At 70.3% G+C, this 16,603-nt stretch carries 16 protein-coding genes; 2 read left to right on the top strand and 14 right to left on the bottom strand.

What is annotated here, in order from left to right:
- Nucleotides 1-31 precede the first annotated feature (31 nt).
- The gene (locus RN02_RS09075) at nt 32-700 is read left to right on the top strand and encodes a COG3650 family protein (RefSeq protein WP_043314168.1); all 669 of its coding nucleotides are present in this window, start codon (nt 32-34) and stop codon (nt 698-700) included.
- A gap of 9 nt (nt 701-709) precedes the next feature.
- Here the strand turns inward: RN02_RS09075 and RN02_RS09070 are convergent, their stop codons facing one another.
- The 9 genes from RN02_RS09070 to RN02_RS09030 form a co-directional block, all read right to left on the bottom strand.
- Nucleotides 710-1,807 carry a PLP-dependent cysteine synthase family protein gene (locus RN02_RS09070; RefSeq protein ID WP_043314167.1) on the bottom strand — a complete coding sequence of 366 codons (1,098 nt, stop codon included), beginning with the start codon at nt 1,805-1,807 and terminating at the stop codon, nt 710-712.
- A 19-nt stretch (nt 1,808-1,826) separates the two neighbouring features.
- The gene (locus RN02_RS09065; RefSeq protein WP_043314166.1) at nt 1,827-2,729 is read right to left on the bottom strand and encodes a DMT family transporter; all 903 of its coding nucleotides are present in this window, start codon (nt 2,727-2,729) and stop codon (nt 1,827-1,829) included.
- A gap of 359 nt (nt 2,730-3,088) precedes the next feature.
- A complete protein-coding gene (locus RN02_RS09060) occupies nt 3,089-3,418 on the bottom strand; it encodes a Na+/H+ antiporter subunit G (protein ID WP_043314165.1) in 330 nt (109 codons plus the stop codon).
- Nucleotides 3,415-3,684 (bottom strand): K+/H+ antiporter subunit F, encoded by a 270-nt coding sequence (locus RN02_RS09055; protein WP_043272521.1) that lies wholly within the window; start codon nt 3,682-3,684, stop codon nt 3,415-3,417. The genes RN02_RS09060 and RN02_RS09055 overlap by 4 nt, the downstream gene beginning before the upstream one ends.
- Nucleotides 3,669-4,169, bottom strand: coding sequence for a Na+/H+ antiporter subunit E (locus tag RN02_RS09050; RefSeq protein WP_043314164.1), 501 nt, complete (start codon nt 4,167-4,169; stop codon nt 3,669-3,671). Before RN02_RS09050 ends, RN02_RS09055 begins: the two co-directional genes overlap by 16 nt.
- Complete coding sequence (locus tag RN02_RS09045) at nt 4,166-5,665, bottom strand: monovalent cation/H+ antiporter subunit D (RefSeq protein WP_043314163.1); 1,500 nt, start codon at nt 5,663-5,665, stop codon at nt 4,166-4,168. The genes RN02_RS09050 and RN02_RS09045 overlap by 4 nt, the downstream gene beginning before the upstream one ends.
- Complete coding sequence (locus tag RN02_RS09040) at nt 5,662-5,994, bottom strand: Na+/H+ antiporter subunit C (protein ID WP_009620662.1); 333 nt, start codon at nt 5,992-5,994, stop codon at nt 5,662-5,664. Before RN02_RS09040 ends, RN02_RS09045 begins: the two co-directional genes overlap by 4 nt.
- A complete protein-coding gene (locus RN02_RS09035; RefSeq protein ID WP_043314162.1) occupies nt 5,994-8,789 on the bottom strand; it encodes a monovalent cation/H+ antiporter subunit A in 2,796 nt (931 codons plus the stop codon). Before RN02_RS09035 ends, RN02_RS09040 begins: the two co-directional genes overlap by 1 nt.
- 214 nt (nt 8,790-9,003) lie before the next feature.
- A complete protein-coding gene (locus RN02_RS09030; protein WP_009620666.1) occupies nt 9,004-9,468 on the bottom strand; it encodes a glycine zipper 2TM domain-containing protein in 465 nt (154 codons plus the stop codon).
- A 185-nt stretch (nt 9,469-9,653) separates the two neighbouring features.
- On the opposite strand from RN02_RS09030, the gene RN02_RS09025 reads away from it, so the two are divergent.
- Nucleotides 9,654-9,890 (top strand): hypothetical protein, encoded by a 237-nt coding sequence (locus RN02_RS09025; RefSeq protein WP_009620668.1) that lies wholly within the window; start codon nt 9,654-9,656, stop codon nt 9,888-9,890.
- Here the strand turns inward: RN02_RS09025 and RN02_RS09020 are convergent.
- From RN02_RS09020 to RN02_RS09000, 5 genes are all read right to left on the bottom strand, one after another.
- A complete protein-coding gene (locus tag RN02_RS09020) occupies nt 9,875-11,014 on the bottom strand; it encodes a glycerate kinase (RefSeq protein WP_043314161.1) in 1,140 nt (379 codons plus the stop codon). The two genes, RN02_RS09025 and RN02_RS09020, sit on opposite strands and share 16 nt — an antisense overlap.
- 401 nt (nt 11,015-11,415) lie before the next feature.
- A complete protein-coding gene (gene pdxH / locus RN02_RS09015; protein WP_043314160.1) occupies nt 11,416-12,063 on the bottom strand; it encodes a pyridoxamine 5'-phosphate oxidase in 648 nt (215 codons plus the stop codon).
- Nucleotides 12,064-12,146: 83 nt separating this feature from the next.
- Entirely contained in the window at nt 12,147-12,935 is a 789-nt protein-coding gene (locus RN02_RS09010; RefSeq protein WP_043314159.1) for an OmpA family protein, read from the bottom strand.
- Nucleotides 12,936-13,199: 264 nt separating this feature from the next.
- A complete protein-coding gene (locus RN02_RS09005) occupies nt 13,200-14,345 on the bottom strand; it encodes an EstA family serine hydrolase (protein WP_043314158.1) in 1,146 nt (381 codons plus the stop codon).
- A 107-nt stretch (nt 14,346-14,452) separates the two neighbouring features.
- Nucleotides 14,453-16,603, bottom strand: a 2,151-nt coding sequence (locus tag RN02_RS09000) for a beta-galactosidase (RefSeq protein WP_052267680.1), incomplete at its 5' end; no start/stop codon positions are given.

The following is a 16,603-nucleotide window of genomic DNA, read 5'->3' as shown; positions in this document are numbered from 1 at the left end:
CGTGGGCGCATTTTTCCGGGAGCCCTATCTCATGCGCCAAGCCCGTCTCTTCCTCTATGCCCTGCTGCCCCTGTTCGCCGCCTGCCAGGTGTGGAAGCCCGAGCCCACCCGCCAGGATGCGCCGACGCGGGTACAGGGCGAGGTCACCCGCGAGGACGGCGGCCTGGTGCTGCGGCCGTGCAACGAGCAGCGCCGCTTCAACCTGGTGGACGGCGCCGACAGCGCCGTGGCCCGCGAGTCCCGCGACCTGTTCGCCGACGGCGCCGGCAAGCTGTTCATCGACGCCCGCGGTGCCTATTCCGGCGGCCAGGCCAGCAACACCGACGGCAAGTTCGAGGTGCGCTCGCTGTACCGCCTGCAGAACGAGGGCCATGGCTGCGACGACCCCAACTTCAGGCAGACCATCGTCCAGGCCGGCGGCAACGAGCCGGGCTGGAGCGTGATGGTCAACGCCCAGGGCCTGCTGCTGCAGCGCCCGGGGCAGCCGGACCAGGTGCTGCCCTACGTGGTGGAAAGCGTGCCCGGCGGCAGCAGCAGCTATTCCACCGAGGCCAACGGCGAGAAGCTGGAGCTGTGGGTGGCCCCGGCGCGCTGCGTCAACAGCATGAGCGGCGCGGTGAACAACCTCACCGCCGAGCTGCGCCTGGACGACAAGGTCATGCGCGGCTGCGCCTACCCCGGCGCCGCCTACCAGGAATAAACCGGCCCGTCACAACCCCAGCGCCGGCAACGCCTCCGGCAGTGCGCTGCCCTGCTCCACGCAGGCGCGCACCGCGTCGATCATCGGCTCCAGCTGGAAGCCCTGCTGGATCAACCACAGCGGGTCGTAGTAGCTGGTCGCATAACGTTCGCCGCCGTCGCAGAGGATCGCCACGATCGAACCGGACTCGCCGCGATCGAGCATGCTCCGCGCCGCCAGCAGCGCGCCCACCAGGTTGGTCCCGCTGGAGCCGCCGACGCGCCGGCCCAGGCGCTGCGCCAGGTAGTGCATGGCCGCCAGCGACCAGGCGTCGGGCACCTTGACCATGGCGTCGAGCACCGCCGGCAGGAAGGACGCCTCCACCCGCGGCCGGCCGATGCCCTCGATGCGCGAGCCGCAGTCCAGGGTCAGGCTGCGGTCGCCCGTGCGATAGGCATCGAAGAACACCGAGCGCTCGGCGTCGGCGCAAAGCACGCGGGTCTGGTGCCGGCGGTAGCGGGCGAAGCGCCCGAGGGTGGCCAGGGTGCCGCCGGTGCCGGGGCTGGAGACCAGCCAGGCCGGCTCGGGGAAGCGCTCGTGGCGCAGTTGCTGGAAGATCGACTCGGCGATGTTGTTGTTCGCCCGCCAGTCGGTGGCGCGCTCGGCGTAGGTGAACTGGTCCATGAAGTGCCCGCCGCTCTCGCGGGCCAGGCGCTCGGACTCGGCGTAGATCTGCGTGGGGTCGTCCACCAGGTGGCTGCGGCCGCCGTAGAAGGCGATCTGGGCGATCTTCTCCTTCGAGGTGCTGGCCGGCACCACGGCGATGAAGGGCAGCCCCAGCAGGCGCGCGAAGTAGGCTTCGGAGATCGCCGTGGAGCCACTGGAAGCCTCGATCACCGGCGCCCCCGGCTTCAGCCAGCCGTTGCACAGCGCATAGAGGAACAGCGAGCGCGCCAGGCGGTGCTTGAGGCTGCCGGTGGGGTGGCTGGATTCGTCCTTGAAGTACAGGTCGATGCCGGGCAGGCCCGGCGCCTCCAGGGGGATCAGGTGGGTGTCGGCGCTGCGCTGGAAGTCCGCCTCGATGATGCGGATGGCTTCGCGGGTCCAGTCACGGATGTCGATGGACATGGGGCGGTTCCTCGTTCGGTCAGTCGAGCACCCCGGCGGGCGCGGGCGTGGCGCTGCGCCACTGGCTGAGGGCGACGCCGGCGAACACCAGGCCGGCGGCCAGCAACTGCTGGCCGTTCAGACGCTCGCCCAGCAGCAGCCAGGCGAATACCAGGGTGAACACCGGGATCAGGTTGATGAAGCCGGTGGCCTGGCTCGCCGGCAGCCGGCTGACGCCGAAGTTGTACAGGCCGTAGGCGCCGACGGTGACCACGCTGCCCAGGTAGACCAGGGCGAACAGCCCCTGGCCGCTGGGCGCCGGCGGCACGCCGGAGCTGAGGGCAGCCAGGGGCAGGAAGAACACCGAGCCGATGAAGGCCTGCATGGCGGTCAGGATGAAGGGCGAGTAGCGCGCCGACAGGTGCTTGAGCAGCAGGGTGTAGCCGGTGGCGCAGACCATCGCCAGCAGTTCGAAGAAGTTGCCCAGAAGCGGCTGAGGCGCGTGCTGGTCAGGCTCGCCGGCGAGGGTCAGCCAGAGCGCGCCGAGCACCGCCAGGGCGAAGCCGGCCCAGGTGTTGCGGGCGATGCGCTCGTGCAGCAGGAGGAAGGCGCCGACCGCCACCAGCAACGGCAGCAGCGCGGTGATCATCCCGGCCTGGGCGGCGCTGGTGTACTGCAGGGCGAAGGATTCGCAGACGAAGTACAGGCACGGCTCGCACACCGCCAGGCCCACCAGGTACTTCCAGTCGCCCGCCTGGTAGTCCATCCGCCCGCGCCAGCGCCAGGCAGCGAGGAAGATCAGGCTGCCGATGGCCATGCGGGCGAAGATCACCCACATCGCCGGCCATTCGGCGAAGGCCAGTTTCAGCGCGATGAAGGAACTGCCCCACAACGCCATGGCCAGGACCAGGCATGCCAGGGCGAAGGGCCGGGACTGCTGCACGGGACGCTCCAGGAAATGAATCCCCGCAGTATAGAAGCGCGCCGCGGGTGGCCGACAGGCACAGCGCCGGGGGAAAACTGTAATGGCCCGCGCCAGCGTCTCTCCCGCCCGTAGGCGCGGACTCCGTCCGCGATTTCGCGCGCAGGGCGCGCTCCTACAGGGAATGGCGTGGGTGGGGCAGCGTAGGCGGATCTCATCGCCGGAACCTCCGGCTATCGCGGACAAGGTCCCTACCCCCTCCGGCAAGCACGAGACCCGTAGGATGGTGTTGAGCGAAGCGATACCCATCAGCGCAACCGCATGGGTTTCGCCAAGGCTCAACCCATCCTACGAAGAGCACCCCGGCGCAGCCGGAAGCCCTACTCCCAAGGCTCCCCGCGGGTACGCGGGGTGCGCGGCAGGCGCGCCTGCATGGCGGCCTTGGCCAGCAGGTGGGCGCTGACCGGCGCGGTGATGAACAGGAACAGGGTGATCAGCACCTCGTGCAGGCTCACACCGTTGCCGCTGGTGCTGAAGTACAGCAGCGAGCCCAGCGCCACGCCGCCCACGCCGAGGGTCGAGGCCTTGGTCGGCGCGTGCAGGCGCGTGTAGAAGTCCGGCAGGCGGTACAGGCCCACGGCGCCGAGCAGGGCGAACAGGCTGCCGCCCAGCAACAGCGCGCTGACGAGGATTTCCACCAACAGGCTCATTCGATGATGTCTCCACGCAGCAGGAACTTGCACAGCGCCACGGTGCTGACGAAGCCCATCACCGCTATCAGCAGCGCCGCTTCGAAGTACAGGCCGCTGCCGCTCCACAGGCCGTACAGCAGGATCAGCGCGATGGCCTCCACCGACAGGGTGTCCAGCGCCAGGATGCGGTCAGCCGCGCTAGGCCCGCGCACCAGGCGCGCCACCGTCAGCAGCAGGGCCAGGGCGATCAGCGCCAGGCACAGCGGGATCACGTAGGCGAGCATTCGAACACCTCCTTCAGCGGCGCCTCGTAGCGCGCCTTGATGTCCGCCACCAGGGCCTGCGGGTCGGGCACGTCCAGGCCGTGCACCAGCAGGCTGCGGCGGTCGGCGCTGAGGTCGGCGGAGACAGTGCCGGGGGTCAGGGTGATGACGCTGGCGAGGATGGCGATGGGCAAGTCCTCGCGCAGCTCCAGCGGCACCTCGACGAAGCCCGGCTGCAGCTTGCCGGTGGGCCCGAGCACCAGGCGCGCGACCTGCAGGTTGGCCACCACGATGTCGTACAGCACCAGGCCGATGAAGCGCAGCAGCAGGCCCGGGCGGCGGATGCGCAGCGGCGCCAGCAGCATGTCGCGGCACAGCAGCGGCAGCGCCAGGCCGAGCACTGCGCCGAGCAGCCAGTGGCCGAAGGAGAAGTCGTCGACCAGCAGCACCCAGCCCAGCAGCAGGCACAGGCTGAGCAGCGGATGCGGCAGCAGGCGGCGGATCATGCGCCACCTCCGGCCAGGATCGCCCGGCGATAGAGGTCGACATCCAGCAACTGCTCGGCGGTGGCCTGCAGGTAGGCCTGCAGCGGCTTGGCGAACAACACCAGCAGCACCGCCGAGGCCAGCAGCGCCACCGCAGCCAGCAGGCGCAGCGGGTCACGCTCGGCGTTGCCGAGGACGCTGCGCCCGGTGTTCCAGAACAGCGTGCTGCCGGCGCGGCTGAGGGTCACGGTGACCAGCAGGCCGCTGCCCAGCACCACAGCCCACAGCGCCAGCGCCTCGCCGCCGCTGGCCGAACGCAGGATCAGCAGCTTGGCGAAGAAGCCGGAGAACGGCGGCAAACCGGCTACCGCGATGGCGCCGACGAAGAACAGCGCGCCCAGCAGCTGCGGCTGCAGCAACGCCGGGCCCTGCACCAGTTGCCCGGCCTTGTCGCCGCGCTGGCGGGCGATCAGGTCGGCGAGCAGGAACAACCCGCCCACCACCCAGGTGCTGTGCAGCAGGTAGAACAGCAGCGCCGCCAGGGACTGCGCCGAGCCCAGCGCCAGCACCGCCAGTTGGGTGCCGGCGGAAACCACCACCAGGTAGGCCAGCAGGCCCTGCAGACGGGTGGCCGCCAACGCCCCGAAGGTGCCGACCAGGATGCCGGCCAGGGCCAGCGGCCACAGCCAGGCCTGGGCCAGGTTGGCCAGCTCGCCGGCGTGGTCGCCGAAGATCAGCGTGTACACCCGCAGGATCGAGTAGATGCCCACCTTGGTCATGATCGAGAACAGCGCCGCCACCGGCGCGCTGGCTTCGGCATAGGCCCGCGGCAGCCAGAAGTACAGCGGCAGCAGCGCCGCCTTGAGGCCGAACACCACCAGCAACAGCAGCGCCGCCGCGCGCACCAGGGGCGCGTCGGCCGCGCCCAGCTGGGCTACGCGGACGGCCATGTCAGCCATGTTCAGGGTGCCGGTGACGCCATAGAGCGTGCCCACGGCGATCAGGAAGAACGCCGAGCCCACCAGGTTGAGCACCACGTAGTGCACCCCGGCGCGCACCCGCCCTGCCCCGCCGCCGTGCAACAGCAGCGCGTAGGAGGCGATCAGCAGGATCTCGAAGAACACGAAGAGGTTGAACAGGTCGCCCGTGAGGAAGGCGCCGTTGAGGCCGAGCAGCTGGAACTGGAACAGCGCGTGGAAGTGCTTGCCGCGGCGGTCGTCGCCGCGCAGCGCATAGACCAGGGCGAAGCTGGCCAGCACCGCGTTGGCCAGCAGCATCAGCGCGCTCAGGCGGTCGAGCACGAGGATGATGCCGAACGGCGGCTGCCAGTTGCCCAGGGCGTAGAACTGCACCTGGCCGCCGGCGGCCTGTTGCAGCAGCAGCGCGGCCAGCGGCAGCAGCGCCAGGGTAGCCAGCAGCGAGATGCCCCGCGCGGCGCGCGAGGCGTGGCCGACGAGCAGCAGCAGGCAGCCGGCGAACAGCGGCAGCAGGACTGGCGCAATCAGCAGGTGATTCATTCGCCGTCCTCCCGCGCCTTGCCATCGACGTGGTCGTCACCGGTCTCGGCCAGGCCGCGCAGGGCCAGGACGATGACGAAGGCGGTCATGGCGAAACCGATGACGATGGCGGTCAGCACCAGCGCCTGGGGAATGGGGTCGCCGGGGTTGGCCACCTGGCCCAGCACCGCCGGCTCGCCGGCCAGGCGGCCCATGGCGAAGAGGAACAGGTTCACCGCATAGGAGATCAGGGTCAGGCCCAGCACCACCGGGAAAGTGCGTGCCCGCAGCAGCAGGTACACGCCACTGGCGGTGAGCAGGCCGAGGGTGATGGCGAACAGCGCTTCCATCAGCGGGCCTCCTTGGCCGGCGCCGGCTGCGGCGGCGCGTTCAGCTCGCCGAGGCCGGCGAGGATCAGCAGGGTCGCGCCCACCACCGTAAGGTAGACGCCCAGGTCGAAGAGCATGGCCGTGGCCAGCTCGAACTCGCCCACCAGTGGCAGCTGGAAGTGGCCGAAGGACGAGGTCAGGAAGGGATAGCCGAAGGCCCAGCTGCCCAGGCCAGTGAGGCCGGCGACGAATACGCCCAGGCCGGCCGTGCGCGAGTAGTTCAGCGGCAGGCGGGTATGCACCCAGCGGCTGCCGCAGGCGATGTACTGGAGGATCAGCGCCACCGCGGTGACCAGCCCGGCGATGAAGCCGCCGCCCGGCAGGTTGTGCCCGCGCAGGAAGATGAACACCGCCACCAGCAGGGCCAGCGGCAGCAGCAGCCGGGCCAGGGTGGCGAGGATCGGCGGGTGGACGTCGGCCGACCAGGCCAGGCCCTCGGCGTCGCGGGCGCGGCGCGGCAGGCGCAGGCCGTCGAGCAGGGCAAAGATGCCCACCGCGGCGATGGCCAGCACGCTGATCTCGCCCAGGGTGTCGAAGCCGCGGAAGTCGACCAGGATGACGTTCACCACGTTGTGCCCGCCGCCGCCGGAAACGCTGTGCTGCAGGTAGTAGCCGGCGATGCTGTCGTAGGGCCGGCTGAACACCGCGTAGGCCAGCAGCGCCACCATCACGCCGCAGGCCAGCGCCACCAGGAAGTCGCGCAGGCCACGCAGGCTGCTGCTTTCCTTCGGCGTGCGCTGCGGCAGGTAGTAGAGCGCGAGCATCAGCAGCACCATGGTCACCACTTCCACCGCCAGCTGCGTCAGCGCCAGGTCCGGCGCAGCGAAGCGGGCGAAGGCCAGGGCCACCAGCAGCCCGGCGATGCTCAGCAGCACCAGCGCCACCAGGCGCTGGCGGTGGAACACCACGGTCAGCGGCCCGGCCAGGGCCAGCAGCGCCAGGCACAGGGCGGTGACGGCATCGACCTCGACGAAGGCGCGGCTGCCGGCCAGCGCGGGCAGGCCCGCCAGGCCGGCGCAGACCACCACCACCGCGGCCAGCAGCAGCCAGAGCACGTAACGTTGCAGCGAACCGTTCTCCAGCAGCCCGGTGAGCCCACTGGAGAAGCGTACCAAGCGCTGCACCTGCGCCTCGAACACCGCCTTGGCATCCACCGCCGGCAGGCCGGCGAACCAGGCGAACAGCGGCCGCCGCTGCAGGTACAGGGCGATGCCGCCGACCAGCGCGATCAGGCTCATCGCCAGCGGCGCGTTGAAGCCGTGCCAGATCGCCAGGCTGTAGGCCGGCAGCGCGCCGTTCAGGCTCGCCGAGGCGGCCGCCGACAGCAGCGGCGCCACCGTCCAGGCCGGGGCCATGCCCACCAGCAGGCACAGGCCCACCAGCACCTCCACCGGCACCTTCATGTAGCGCGGCGGCTCGTGGGGCGTCTTCGGCAGGTCGACCGGCTCGCCGTTGAAGAACACGTCGTGGATGAAGCGCACCGAATAGGCCACCGAGAACAGCGTGGCCACGGTGGCAAGGGTCGGGATCAGCCAGTTGAAGGCGCCGGCCATGTTCTGCGAGAGGGTCTCGCCGAAGAACATCTCCTTGCTGAGGAAGCCGTTGAGCAGCGGCACCCCGGCCATGGACGCGGAAGCCACCATGGCCAGCACCGCGGTGTGCGGCATGTACTTCCACAGGCCGTTGATGCGGCGCATGTCGCGGCTGCCAGTCTCGTGGTCGATGATCCCCGCGGCCATGAACAGCGAGGCCTTGAAGGTGGCGTGGTTGATGATGTGGAAGATCGCCGCGACGTTGGCCATGGGCGAATCCAGGCCGAAGAGCAGGGTGATCAGGCCCAGGTGGCTGATGGTCGAGTAGGCCAGCAGGCCCTTGAGGTCGTTCTGGAACAGCGCCAGGAAGGCGCCCAGCAGCAGAGTCGCCAGGCCTGTCAGGCCGACCAGGTAGAACCACAGGTCGTTGCCGGCCAGCGCCGGGTACAGGCGCGCCAGCAGGAACACCCCGGCCTTGACCATGGTCGCCGAGTGCAGGTAGGCCGACACCGGCGTGGGCGCCGCCATGGCGTGGGGCAGCCAGAAGTGGAAGGGGAACTGCGCCGACTTGGTGAACACGCCCAGCAGCACCAGCACCAGGATCAGCGGGAACAGCGCGCTGGCCTGCAGCACCTGGCGCGCGGCGAGCACGTCGCTCAGCTCGAAGCTGCCCACCACCTGGCCGATCAGCAGGATGCCGGCGAGCAGCGCCAGGCCCCCGCCGCCGGTAACCGCCAGGGCCATGCGCGCGCCGCGGCGGGCGTCGGAGCGGTGGCTCCAGAAACCGATGAGCAGGAACGACGACAGGCTGGTGAGCTCCCAGAACACCAGCATCAGCAGCAGGTTCTCGCTGAGCACCACGCCGAGCATGGAACCCATGAACAGCAGCAGGAAGCCGTAGAAGCGCCCGGTGGGCTCGCGCTCGGAGAGGTAGTAGCGGGCGTAGAGGATCACCAGCAGGCCGATGCCGAGGATCAGCAGGGCGAACAGGAAGCCCAGGCCGTCCAGGCGCAGGCTGAGGTTCAGGCCCAGCTCCGGCAGCCAGTCGTAGCGCGCCAGCAGGCGCTCGCCGCCGAGCACGCCGCGTTGGCCGAACAGAATCCCCAGGCCCAGCAAGGGCGCGACGGCCGCCGCCGCGGCGCAGGCGTTGCGGCCCAGGCGCTCGAACAGCGCCGGCAGGCAACAGCCCAGGAAAGGCAGCGCGATCAACAGCGCCAGCATCATCACCTTCTCCTTAATCCTTCAGACATGGCTGACTTACCAGGAAAGCCATGGAACCGGGCGATTATCCATATCTATCGAATGCGCGTCTTGGATAGAACTATTACGAAAGGCTGGGCGCGGGAAAAAGCGCTACCCGGAAACGATAGCGCGCGACACCGGAAACCGGTGTCGCGCGCCAGGAAAGGCCGCCGCCCGGGTGGGCAGAGCGGGCCGATCAGTGGGAGACGCGGCTGGTGCCGTTGACGGTCAGGATGCGTACGCGCTCGCCGACGCGGAAGATCGCGCCCTGGTCGACTTCCTGCACGTAGGCGCGGGAGCTGCCGTCGTCTTCGCGGACGGTGATCTCCACGCCCTGGGTGCGCGTCAGGCCCTCTTCGGTGGCCGCGCCCAGCAGGCCGCCGGCCACGGCGCCGATGATGGCGGTCACGTAGCTGCCCTTGCCGCCACCGATGGCGCTGCCGCCGATGCCGCCCACGGCGGCGCCCGCCGCGGCGCCGATCGGCGTCTTGGTGCCCTCGATCTTCACCGGACGCAGGGCTTCGATGGTGCCCCAGCGCACGTTCTGCACGGTGCGGGCCTCGTCACGGCTGTAGGTGTCGCCGGTCAGGCTGGACTGGCAGCCGCCGAGGGCCAGGGCCACTGCAGTGAAACCGGCGAGCAGGAAGGCGGATTTACGCATACGGGAACCTCCGGATAGATATGTGAATATTAGACTCTGCCGCGCCACTTGCTGTCACGCCGGCCAGGTCAAAGTTTTCGTTCGATTCAGCCGCCGTACAGCTTCGTCCTACAGCTGCGGCAAAAGCGCGCGTTCATTCCCCCACCCCGCCTGGGGTAAGGTCAGCATCCCCACGAGGAAGGCCCATGGACTACTTCATCATCGTCGTCACCACCGCCGCCGGCCTGTACTTCCACTGGTGGCTGTTCGTGCGCATCCGCCGCTGGATGGACCGCGACCTGGCGCTGTCGCTGGCCGGCGACGACCCGCACAAGCGCGAGTACCTGCTGCAGTGCCTGCAACTGGCCCGCGACGAAGGCGTGTCGCGCAGCGAGCTGCCGGCCTGGCTACAGCGCGCCGCCGACGACTATCGCGCCGGCTGAGCCAGGCTCCACAGCCGCGCCAGCTCCTCGGCGCGCGCCTCCAGTTCGCCCGCGGCGCCGGCCATGGCCTCGGCCAGGCTGATCGGCCCCGGGACCAGGCTGAAGGCCGCGGCGATGCCCGCCTCGTGCAGGCGGCCATAGCCCTTGCCCAGGCTGCCGGCCAGGGCGATCAACGGAACCCCTGCCTCCCGTGCCAGCCGAGCCACGCCGATGGGCGTCTTGCCGTGCAGGCTCTGCTCGTCCAGGCGGCCCTCGCCGGTGATCGCCAGGTCCGCGCCCCGCAGCGCCTCGGCGAGGCCGGAGACCTCGGCCACCAGTTCCACGCCGGGACGAAAGCGCGCCCTGAGGAAGGCCCGTGCGGCGAAGCCCAGGCCACCCGCCGCGCCCACACCGGGGAACAGGCTATGGTCCTGGCCGAGGGTGAGCGCGGCGACTTCGGCGTAGCGCGCCAACGCGGCATCGAGCTGGCGGACCTGCTCGGGGCTGGCGCCCTTCTGTGGGCCAAACACCGCCGAGGCGCCCTGCTCGCCGCACAGCGGATTGTTCACGTCGGCGGCGACTTCCACTTCGACCCCAGCCAGGCGCGGGTCCAGGCCCGCCAGGTCGATCGCATGCAACCCGGCCAGCGCCGCGCCACCGTCGCCCAGGGGCTCGCCGCGTTCGTCGAGGAAGCGCACGCCCAGGGCTTGCAGCAGGCCCATGCCGCCGTCGTTGGTGGCGCTGCCGCCGAGCCCGAGGATGATCTTGCGCGCGCCGGCCTCCAGCGCCGCGCGGATCAGCTCGCCGGTGCCGTAGCTGGTGGTGCGGGTGGCGTCGCGCTGCTGCGGGGCGACCCAGTGCAGACCGCTGGCGGCGGCCATCTCGATCACCGCGGCGCCCTCCTCCAGCCAGCCCCAATGGGCCTGTACCGGCGCGCCCAACGGCCCGCGCACCGCACATTCGCGGCGCTCGCCGCCGGTGGCCGCCAGCACCGCATCCACAGTGCCCTCGCCGCCATCGGCCATGGGCCGCAGCAATATCTCGTCGAGCGGCCGCGCCCGCGACCAGCCCCGCGCGATGGCGGCGGCGACCTCGGGGGCGGACAGGCTTTCCTTGAAGGAGTCGGGGGCGATGACGAGTTTCATGGGTGAGTCCGTGGGCAAGGCGAGAGGAGGAATCCTACACCGCATTACCCAGGGTTTCCCCGTAGGGCGCATAACGCCTACGGCGTTATGCGCCGCTTGACCTTGGCCGTATCCCACTCGGACTCATGCCGGAGCGCTCTTCGTAGGATCGAGGGGGACGCCTAGTTCTTGCTCGCGAATGAGCCCCGCAGCGAAGTCTGTTCGCGAGCAAGCTCGCTCCTACGAGAAGCCGTGCCCGCCGGGCCCTGCCCGCGAATCGCGCGCAGGGCGCGCTCCTACATGGAAGGGCGCGGAGCTTTGTACGAGCCGCCGTAGGATGGCGTTGAGCGAAGCGATACCCATCACCGTGACCGCATGGGTTTCGCAAGCTCAACCCATCCTACGAAAAGCACCGTGCGGGATCAGGGCGCCAGGCGCTCGCGCTGCCAGGCGCCGTCGACCAGGCGGTAGTTCAGGCGGTCGTGCAGGCGGCTCGGGCGGCCCTGCCAGAATTCGATGCGCTGCGGCAGCAGGCGGTAGCCGCCCCAGTGGTCAGGGCAGTGCGGGGCGACGTCCATGAAGCGCTTCTCGGTTTCCGCCAGCATCCGCTCCAGTTCCTCGCGACTGCCGATCACCCGGCTCTGCGGCGAGGCCCAGGCGCCCAGGCGGCTGCCCAGCGGGCGCACGCGGTAGTAGGCGTCGGACTCTTCCGGCGAAACCTTCTCCACCCGGCCTTCGATGCGCACCTGGCGCTCCAGCGCCGGCCAGAAGAAGGTCATGGCCGCGCGCGGGTTGGCCGCCAGTTGGTCGCCCTTGGCGCTGTCGTAGTTGCTGAAGAAGGTGAAGCCGCGGTCATCCAGCCCCTTGAGCAGGAGCACCCGGCAGTGCGGCTGGCCGTCGGCGTCCACCGTGGCCAGGGTCATGGCGTTGGGTTCGACCGGCAGCTGCTCGGTCTTCACCGCGTCCTCGAACCATTGCTGGAACAGTACGAAGGGCTCCGCGGGCGCCTGAGCCTCGTTGAGTCCGTCCCGGGTGTATTCGCGGCGCATGTCGACCAGGGTCTGGGCCATCGTCGTCTCCTCGAAAAAGCCAGTGCATTAGCTTAACCAGTGGCAGGCGAGATTGCTTGACCGGCGACAAGCGCCGCGCTGCTTCAGTTGCTCTGGGCGAGGGCCAGCAGACCGCCACGCGGGGTCAGCATGACTTCGACGCGGCGGTTCTTGGCGCGGCCGGCCTTGGTCTTGTCGTCGGCGATCGGTTGCGCGTCGCCCACACCCTTGTAGCGCAGGCGGTCGTTGCCCAGGCCGCTCAGGCGGAAGATCGCGGCGATGGCCACGGCGCGCTGCTGGCTGACCTTGTCGTTGGCCGCCTTGTCGCCGCTGCTGTCGCTGTGGCCGAGGATGAACACGCCGGCCTGCGGGTCCTTCTCGACGATCTTGGCGACGTTGGCCAGCGGCGCCAGAGTGATCGGCAGCAGCAGTTCCTGGCGCTTGGGATTGAAGGAGCCGTCCACCGGCGCGGTCAGCACCAGGGCGTTGTCGCGGCGCTCGACGCTGAACTTGCTGCCGGCCACGGCGGCGCGCACGGCGGCTTCGTGCTGGTCCAGCCAGGCCTTGGTGTCCTGGGCGCTGGGCGCGGCCACCGGGTTTTCCGCCTTGGCCTGGGCCGAGGCGGAATCGCCGAAGGGCCACCACCAGTGGCCGCCGGCGGACTTGTCGGTGGCCGCGTCCACCTGGGCCACCACCGGCTTGGGCACCGCGGCGGGAGCCTTGGTCTCGGCCTGGGCGCTGGCTGCGCTGTTACCGAACGGCCACCACCAGTGGTTGCCGCCGTCGGCCTTGGCCTGGCTGGGCGCCGGCGCGGCGGCGTCCTGGGACTGGAAGTGGCTGCAGGCACCGAGGGTGACGCAGAGGGTCAGGGTGGAAAGCTTGAGCAGTCTCATGGGCGGAATTCCATTGGACGGTCTTGGGCAACAGGGACGGACACAAGTTAATGTCGCGAATCAAGATTCGAACATAACTTACTAAGGGAAATGGGTATTTTGCTCTTCAACTGACGAGCGGTGGAACCCCGGCCGTAGCAGCGGGGGAAAAACCGCGGCGAACCACGGCGCGGTTTCCCCATGAAGTCGCCATTCGAGCGGAGCCGCGGCGGAAGGTTCCGCCGCTTCGTCGGCCAGCCGCTGCGCGGCGTCTGGCCCGGGCTCCTACAGGCAGTCGCCGGCGATGCGCGCCAGCTTCTGCGCGCGCGGGTCCATCAGCACGTAGGGGCCGAGGGTGTTGGTGACGAAGCCGAAGGCCAGGCTGCGCTCGGGGTCGGCGAAGCCCACCGAGCCACCGGCGCCGGGGTGGCCGAAGGCCTGCGGGCCGAGGCCGTAGGTGGCGTTGGCCAGTTCCGGCTGGTCGAGCATGCAGCCCAGGCCGAAGCGGGTGCCGGTGAGCAGGGTGCGGTCCTCGCCGCGGGCGTGCTCGCAGGTCAGCTCGGCGAGCAGCGCGGCATCCAGCAGCTTGCCCTGCAGCAGGCCGTCGTAGAAACCGGCCAGGGCGCGGGCATTGCCGTGGCCGTTGGCGGCCGGCTGCTGCATGCGCCGCCACTCGGGCTTGTTGGTACTGGTGAGGATCGACGGCGGGTTGGTGAAGGCGCGGGTAGTCAGCGCGTTCGGCTCGCTCATCATTGTGCGCAGCAGGCGCTGCGCCGCGGCGTCGCCGAGGTTGCCCTTGGCCCGGGCGACGTGCGCCACGCGGGGGAACTCGGCGTCGTCCAGGCCGATGTGGAAGTCCAGGCCCAGGGGCCTGGCGGTGCGCTCGACGATGGCGGTGCCGGGCTCACGGCCATCCACCCGGCGGATCACCTCGCCGATCAGCCAGCCGTAGGTGATGGGCGCGTAGCCGTGCTCGCTGTCCGGCGTCCACCAGGGCGTTTCGGCGGCCAGCGCGGCGGTCATCGCCTGCCAGTCGTACAGCGCCTCGGCGGGCAGCATCTCGTGCAGCGCCGGCAGCCCGGCGCGGTGGCAGAGCAACTGGCGCACGGTGATGGCCTGCTTGCCGGCGGCGGCGAACTCCGGCCAGTAGCGCGCCACCGGGGCGTCCAGTTCCAGGCGGCCCTCGCCCACCAGTTGCAGGGCGGCCACCGCGGCGAAGGTCTTGGTGCAGGAGAACAGGTTGAGGATGGTGTCGGCCTGCCAGGCCTGGCCTTCGTCCTTGCCGGCGTTGCCGGCCCAGAGGTCCACCAGGGTCTCGCCGCCGACCTGGATGCACAGCGCGGCGCCTCGCTCCTGCGGGTCCTCGAAGAGCGCGGCGAAGGCGTCGGCTACGGGGGTGAAGCGGCTGTCGCAATGGCCTTGCAGGGTCATGGGGCACTCCGGGCTGTGGGCGAAAGACGCATTCTTCCAGCCCCCTGCCGGCTTGTGAACCCGACCAGGGTAGGGCCGCGGCCATCATGGCCGCGGCGAATGCCGCTCTATTGCACCGCCGGCGCTTCCGGCGCGGCGCTGGCGGTAGCGTCCGGATCGACCCGCGGGGTCGGTGCCTCGGGCGCCGCCTTGGCGGCGGCGCGGGCCTCTTCCAGCATGGTCTTCATCACCTGCTGGTTGCCCTTGCGCACCGCGTCGATGAAGCCGGCGAACGGCAGGTCGGTGATGCCGACCAGGCCGATGTGGCCGTTCTCGCCGTCGAGCAGGCGGCCGCTGGCGGGCTGGTCGAGGTACTGGAACCAGTGCGCGCCGACGATCTGCGGGTCCTTCACCGCGGCGGCGAGGAACTGCTGGTAGCGCTCGCCGCGCTGCTGCTCGTTGTACACCTCGGAAACCCCGCCCCAGAACGGCCCGCGGTCGCGGGAGCCGAAGTGGAACTCGCTGATCAGCACCGGCTTGTCGAGGCTGCGCACGTAGGCGGCGTCGTAGCCCTGCTGCGGCGTCGGCGCGTAGAGGTTGAAGCTCAGCAGGTCGCAATACTGCGCGCAGGAGGCCAGCGCCTCGGGGGTGTTCACCGCAAAGCGCCCGCCCAGCAGCAGGTGGTTGGGGTCGTGCCAGCTGAGGGAGTCGCGCAGGGTCTTGAAGTACTGGTCGGCGTACAGGCGCAGGAAGGCGCTGTAGTCCTGCTCGATGGCCGGGTGCTCGGCCTGCACTTCGGGGGCCTGGTAGCCCGGCGCGTCCAGGTCTTCCCAGGCGCCCAGCTCGACGCCCCAGGCTGCGGCCAGGGCCTCGTGCTCGTGGTACTTGTCCTTGAGCTGCTTGATGAAGGCGCGCTTGGCCGGGCTGTCGGTGGACAGCGCCAGGGTGCCGAAGGCCAGGGCGTAGCGGTTGCGCGGCTCGCTGCCCTGCCCGGCCCAGGCCAGTTCGTTGTCGGCGTAGTAGCCGAGCAGCCAGGGGTCTTCGCGGTGGTCGCGGGTGGCGATGGCGATGGCGCGCTCGGCGGCCATGGCGAATTTCGGGTCGAAGGGGTCGGGCATGGCGCCCCACCAGTCGTAGCCGGTGCTGACCGTGGCGTAGTCGCCGCCGATGGCCAGCGGCAGGCTGTAGGGTATCCGCGAGGCGCCGGCGAAGGCCGGCTGGCTCCAGTTGCCCAGGCCGTTGAAGCCCCAGGCGTCGAGGCGCGCCAGGGTGCGCTCCAGCCAGGCGTCGGCGGCCGGCTGGCCGCTCAGCCCGCCCGTGGCGCGGTAGCGGTTGGCGGCGTAGAAGTCGTACCAGCGGCCGTGGCCGAAGGCCCTGCCCTGCTGGGCGCCGACGCCGTCGCGGTCGTCGCTCTGGCCGTAGAAGTCGGCCAGCGGCTCGCCCTCGGCGGGCAGTTCGATGAACATGTATTCGCGGCCTTCGACGTAGGTCTGGCTGCTTTCGCTGTTCACCGTGTTCACGCCCAGGGACCAGTACGGGTGCCCGTCCGGCGTCACCAGCCACCAGCGGCCGTTGCGCTTTTCCGTGCGGAAGAAGCCGGTGGCCTGGAAGTCCGGGCCTTCCAGCAGGCCGCCGAAGGTGTCGGTGGGCTGCGCCTGGGCCTGCCATTTCTTCAGTTGCTCGCCTTCGGCCTTCCAGGCGTTGGCCAGTTGCTCGACACTCTTGACCTTCTCCGGCCAGTCGCTGCGGGTGGACTGGCCGTAGGCGTCGATGATGCCGGTGTAGGCCTTGCGCAGCTCGTCGCCGCCGGAACGGGTGCCGAAGCGACCGACGAGGATGTCCTGGGCCGCCTTCGGGGCGTTCAGGTAGAGGCGCACCGCGCCGACCTTGTTGCGCTGCAGCTCGCCGGTGACCACCGGGGCGACGATCACGCGCTGGCCGTCGAGGCTCATCGGCATCGGCACCCCGGCGCGCATGCCGAACAGCTGCGGCGCGGTGGCCTGCAGCGGCACCAGCAGGGTCTGTGCCGGGCCGGCGGGCAGCGCGACGCTGGCGTGCAGGCCGGGCGTGCCGTCGAGGTTGTCGATGTCGATCTCCAGGGTCAGCGCCCAGTCCATGGCGCTCTGGATGCGCAGACTCATGGCGTCGGCCCGCGACCAGTCCCAGCTGCCGCCGGCGGGCTTGAGGGTCAGCGTGGGGCGCGCCGCCGGATGGAACTTCACCCGCCGCAGGATCTCGCCCTCGGGCGTGGCCTCGGCGGTGGCGCCGGGCCGGGCGGC

Origin of the sequence: Pseudomonas sp. PI1 (genome assembly GCF_000812405.1) — a bacterium.
Taxonomy (GTDB): Bacteria; Pseudomonadota; Gammaproteobacteria; order Pseudomonadales; family Pseudomonadaceae; genus Pseudomonas; species Pseudomonas citronellolis.
The sequence above is the reverse complement of the archived record's forward strand: the minus strand, read 5'-3'. Positions and strand labels throughout refer to the sequence as shown.

Coding starts and splice junctions, on each gene's coding strand:
- RN02_RS09075 (WP_043314168.1), top strand. CDS start 32: ATGCGCCAAGCCCGTCTCTTCCTCTATGCCCTGCTGCCCCTGTTCGCC.
- RN02_RS09070 (WP_043314167.1), bottom strand. CDS start 1,807: ATGTCCATCGACATCCGTGACTGGACCCGCGAAGCCATCCGCATCATC.
- RN02_RS09060 (WP_043314165.1), bottom strand. CDS start 3,418: ATGAGCCTGTTGGTGGAAATCCTCGTCAGCGCGCTGTTGCTGGGCGGC.
- RN02_RS09055 (WP_043272521.1), bottom strand. CDS start 3,684: ATGCTCGCCTACGTGATCCCGCTGTGCCTGGCGCTGATCGCCCTGGCC.
- RN02_RS09050 (WP_043314164.1), bottom strand. CDS start 4,169: ATGATCCGCCGCCTGCTGCCGCATCCGCTGCTCAGCCTGTGCCTGCTG.
- RN02_RS09045 (WP_043314163.1), bottom strand. CDS start 5,665: ATGAATCACCTGCTGATTGCGCCAGTCCTGCTGCCGCTGTTCGCCGGC.
- RN02_RS09040 (WP_009620662.1), bottom strand. CDS start 5,994: ATGGAAGCGCTGTTCGCCATCACCCTCGGCCTGCTCACCGCCAGTGGC.
- RN02_RS09035 (WP_043314162.1), bottom strand. CDS start 8,789: ATGATGCTGGCGCTGTTGATCGCGCTGCCTTTCCTGGGCTGTTGCCTG.
- RN02_RS09030 (WP_009620666.1), bottom strand. CDS start 9,468: ATGCGTAAATCCGCCTTCCTGCTCGCCGGTTTCACTGCAGTGGCCCTG.
- RN02_RS09025 (WP_009620668.1), top strand. CDS start 9,654: ATGGACTACTTCATCATCGTCGTCACCACCGCCGCCGGCCTGTACTTC.
- RN02_RS09020 (WP_043314161.1), bottom strand. CDS start 11,014: ATGAAACTCGTCATCGCCCCCGACTCCTTCAAGGAAAGCCTGTCCGCC.
- pdxH (WP_043314160.1), bottom strand. CDS start 12,063: ATGGCCCAGACCCTGGTCGACATGCGCCGCGAATACACCCGGGACGGA.
- RN02_RS09010 (WP_043314159.1), bottom strand. CDS start 12,935: ATGAGACTGCTCAAGCTTTCCACCCTGACCCTCTGCGTCACCCTCGGT.
- RN02_RS09005 (WP_043314158.1), bottom strand. CDS start 14,345: ATGACCCTGCAAGGCCATTGCGACAGCCGCTTCACCCCCGTAGCCGAC.